This window comes from Robinsoniella sp. (assembly GCF_034124845.1).
In genome coordinates, this window is sequence record NZ_JAWYAJ010000526.1 from 1 (window position 1) to 4,309 (window position 4,309).

Annotated in this window: 5 protein-coding genes; all 5 read right to left on the minus strand. The window is 41.7% G+C overall.

Annotated features, from left to right (window positions below; genetic code table 11):
• Positions 1-380: 380 nt before the first annotated feature.
• Complete coding sequence (gene ispD, locus ACH2DQ_RS26240) at positions 381-1,082, minus strand: 2-C-methyl-D-erythritol 4-phosphate cytidylyltransferase (protein WP_394913371.1); 702 nt, start codon at positions 1,080-1,082, stop codon at positions 381-383.
• Positions 1,082-2,107, minus strand: coding sequence for a tRNA (adenosine(37)-N6)-threonylcarbamoyltransferase complex transferase subunit TsaD (tsaD, locus tag ACH2DQ_RS26245; RefSeq protein WP_394913370.1), 1,026 nt, complete (start codon positions 2,105-2,107; stop codon positions 1,082-1,084). Before tsaD ends, ispD begins: the two co-directional genes overlap by 1 nt.
• A gap of 185 nt (positions 2,108-2,292) precedes the next feature.
• Positions 2,293-3,204: a ribonuclease Z gene (locus ACH2DQ_RS26250; RefSeq protein WP_394913369.1), complete on the minus strand. Its 912-nt coding sequence runs from the start codon at positions 3,202-3,204 to the stop codon at positions 2,293-2,295.
• A gap of 156 nt (positions 3,205-3,360) precedes the next feature.
• Positions 3,361-3,585 (minus strand): hypothetical protein, encoded by a 225-nt coding sequence (locus ACH2DQ_RS26255; RefSeq protein WP_394913368.1) that lies wholly within the window; start codon positions 3,583-3,585, stop codon positions 3,361-3,363.
• 335 nt (positions 3,586-3,920) lie between these two features.
• Positions 3,921-4,193 (minus strand): GNAT family N-acetyltransferase, encoded by a 273-nt coding sequence (locus tag ACH2DQ_RS26260; RefSeq protein WP_395028649.1) that lies wholly within the window; start codon positions 4,191-4,193, stop codon positions 3,921-3,923.
• Between the last annotated feature and the right edge of the window lie 116 nt (positions 4,194-4,309).

Here is a 4,309-nt window from a genome sequence, read left to right on the forward strand (position 1 = left end):
GCGGACAAACGGTTTTCAAGACCGCCTCGTTATGACCACTTCGATACCTCTCCAGTTGTTTGCACACCTCAGTGCAAGAAGTATTCTACCATATAAAGCTAAATTCTGTCAATAACTATTTCAAAATTTTTTGAAATTTTTTCATTTGTTTCAAAAACTTAGTATTTTAGGCACATTTTGACCTTCCTCCACCATTTTCAAACACGCTCAAGCGGTCTTTCCTGCTGATTACTAGAGTGATAGCCTGATGGAGCAATGGAATCAGGGAGATATTTTATTTATATCTTTCATGCCTCTAATTCTTCTGTACAAAATACATTCGAAAGAATTATTTCCCAATATTCGAAAAATATGCAAAGAATATTTCAGTTCATACGAAATCACATCTTATCTTTACAAAATATTTCGGCAATTTCCAAATCTTCGGGGGTGGTTATTTTTATATTTTTGTAGGAGCCTTCTACCAGTTTAATCTTTGCCTTCCCCATTTTCTCCACGACCATAGCATCATCTGTCACCTGGACTCCGGGATTTCGCATTATATTTTCATAAGCTTCCAATACCATCTGGTATTGGAATACCTGGGGGGTCTGAACCATCCACAGTGTTGAGCGGTCAGGTGTGTGTTGGGCAAATCCATCCGGACTGATGATTTTAATCGTATCTTTTACGGGCATGCCGACTACACATGCTTTATGTATATGAACAGAATCACAGGCGCGCTGCAGCAGTTCCTGGTCAATAAAAGGTCTTGCGCCATCATGTATATACACATAATCACTGTTTTTAATTGCTTTTAAGCCCTCAAAAACAGAATGATAGCGCTCTTTCCCGCCTGCCACGATGGACTTTACTTTTTTCAGCCCATATTTTTCTACGATTTCCTGCCGGCAGTATTCTATCTCGTCTTTTCCCGTAACCAATACGATTTCATCCATAAAGGGACACATTTCAAAAGCATATAATGAATAATATACCACCGGCTTCCCTTTAATAAGCAGATACTGTTTTTGTATTTCACTGTTCATTCTTGTGCCACGCCCTGCACATAGCACGATGGCAACATTTTTTTCCTTGTCCATTACCGCTCTCCCAGTTTTAGATTGGGAACTGCATTCAGATCTAATCCATGCCTGGTTCCCTGGATAAACTCGTAATATGCCGCTACCCCGATCATCGCCGCATTATCCGTACAGAAAATCGGTGAAGGATGATAGAATTGAACGCCATTTTCCCTGCATGCCACTTCCATGGCACTTCTAAGTGTGGAATTAGAAGCGACACCGCCTGCAATCGCGAATTTGTCATACCCGTATTCTTTCACTGCCATCATGGCATGTTCGACCAGAACTTCCGTTACTGCTTTTTGAAAGGAAGCAGCTACATCTGCTTCTACGATCGTTTCGTTCTTCATTTTACATCCGTTTAGATAGTTAAGCACTGCCGATTTTAAGCCGCTGAAACTAAAATCATAGGGTGCGTCAGCCACATGCGCTTTTGGAAATTTAATTGCGTTCGGATTTCCTTCTTTAGACAGTTTGTCAATTTTAGGGCCTCCCGGGTATCCCAGTCCGATTGCCCTAGCCACCTTGTCGAAGGCTTCTCCTGCGGCATCGTCCCTTGTTCTTCCGATAATCTCATATTTTCCATAGTCTTTGACTACCACCAGATGTGTATGTCCTCCAGATACAACCAGACAGATAAACGGCGGTTCCAAATCGAGATTCTCGATATAGTTTGCTGAAATATGTCCTTCTATATGATGCACCCCAATGAGAGGCAGTTTTTTTGCATAGCTTATTGCCTTAGCCTCAGCCACACCTACCAACAGAGCACCTACAAGTCCCGGACCATAGGTGACGCCTATGGCATCCATATCATCCAGAGTCATATCCGCTTCTTCCAGCGCCTCTTCAATAACCTGATTTATTTTTTCAATATGTTTCCTGGAAGCTATTTCCGGTACCACTCCTCCATAGAGTTTGTGCAATTCTATTTGGGATGAGATGATATTGGATAATACTTCTCTTCCGTTTTTTACCACAGATGCAGCTGTTTCATCACAGGAACTCTCTATCGCCAATATGAATACATCTTTTTTTTCCATTGTTCTACCATTACCGATTGCAGATCTATCCGCAATACTGCCACAAAACAGGCGGAAAGAATAACAGCGTGGCTTCCTTTCGAATTCTCATTTTCTTTCAGCCTTTTCCAGTGCATGTTGCAAGCCTGTCTGCTTATGCACATAGAGCATATTTCAAATACGCAATAAGATTTCTGCTTTTCGGGCTATTCTTCATCAAAATCCAGTTCCACCGATTTGCAGTCTTTACCCGGATAAGCGTTGGGAAATATTTTCTGTACATCCCCCATAAATTCTTCCGGATGAATCAGTGACGGGCTGTAATGAGTTAACCACAATTCTTTTACTTCTGCTTCTTTTGCAAGTTTTGCCGCTTCTGTGAATGTCATATGTTTGTGTTCCACTGCTTTTTGCTCTTTACCGGGTTCTCCATACATGCCTTCACAGATAAATAAATCAGAGCCTGCTGCATTTTCCGAAATTGCTTTTACAGGCCTGGTATCTGTACAATAAGTTAATTTTATCCCTTTTCTGGGGGCACCAAGAACCATATCCGGTGTATATATTTTGCCCTCTGCTTCAATGGTTTCTCCTTTTTGCAGACGGCTCCAGCAAGGCATTGGAATCTCCTGTTCTTTTGCCCTGGTAACGTCAAAACGGCCTGCCCTGTCTATTTCAATCGAATAGCCATAGCAGACAACATTATGATTCACCCGGAAAGCCCGGATACGATATCCATTCATTTCAAATGTTTCTTCCGGATTAGTGATCTCCAAAAACTGCAGTTCAAACGGCAGTTCCGGCGCAATGACGCGCAATGCGTTTACCACTCTCTCCAGTCCCTTGGGACCAATTAACGTTAAAGGCTCATTTCTTTCCGCATTCCCCATGGTCAGGAGTAATCCCGGCAGACCGCTTATATGATCTCCATGAAAATGGGTGAAGCAAATCACGTCAATGGGTTTGAAGCTCCACCCTTTTTCCTTAATTGCGATCTGGGTTCCTTCGCCGCAGTCAATTAAAATACTGCTCCCGTTATATCTTGCCATCAAGGCTGTCAGCCATCTGCGGGGCAGCGGCATCATCCCTCCGGTTCCTAATAAACATATATCTAACATCTGTATTTCCCTTCTTTTTCAAATCTATTTTAAAATATGGCCCTTTATCAGTTTTCCTAATTTTAAACAGCCAAGTCAAATTTTAATATCTGATTGTATATTTTAACACAGATGGAAGCCGGGAACAAGATGTAACCCCTTGATAAAAGCGCAACTTTACACAAATTCTTTTTGTTTCTTCACGGTAACGGGGATTTTAAACTGTTTTATGAGCTTATCATAACACGCTTCACATAGATCAAGCTCGTGGATTTCACCATCTTTTTCAGAAAAATATCCCCAGCACTTCTCTAGCGACAGAATTCCTTCCTTCACAATCTCGTTCTCCAGATGAAATTCCTTTCCGCACATATTGCAGTAGATTTTTTTTGCTTGTCTCATGCTTTTTTCCTCCCCTTTTCCTACGTTAATCATTGTATATCATATATCCTGAAATAGCGTTGTAACCTGCTGCACTAAAATACAGTAGTTACTTTATATAAGTCATTATAACGAAAAATATACATCAATGATAGTGGGAATTGCTGTATGATTTTCCAAAAAAAGAGCAACCATCACTGCTTACTCATGATGACTGCATCTTCTATTGGCTTTTCATAAAAATTTTTGCGGATTCCGGCTTTTGTAAATCCGTTTTTTTCATATAGACGGATTGCTGCACAGTTACTCTTGCGTACCTCCAGAACAAAAAAGGTGATCCCCCTTAAGGTTCCTTTTTATAACAATTCTTCCATTAGCAGGGAGGCTATTTTCTGTCCGCGAAAGCATTTTCTAACTGCAACATTTGTAATTTCACCTTCATCCAGAACCTGGAACAGACCACAATAGCCTGCCAGTTCACCGTCTGAAAATGCACTTAAATAGAGCGTATCTTCCCTGCCAAGGGAGGATGCAAAACCTGCTTTGGACCATGGCTGCGAGAACGTTTCCTGTTCGATCCGGGCAACGGCATCCAGATCTTCCTGCTGCATAAATCGTATCTCAATCATTTTTCTTTTGCCGCTTCTTCCTGCTGTGCCCGCTCTCTTTCCGCCTGGGAAAGGCGCAGGTAATCGGGCTGGTGGTCCGCCGCATTCTCCAGCTTTCCAGCCTCTATATAGATTTT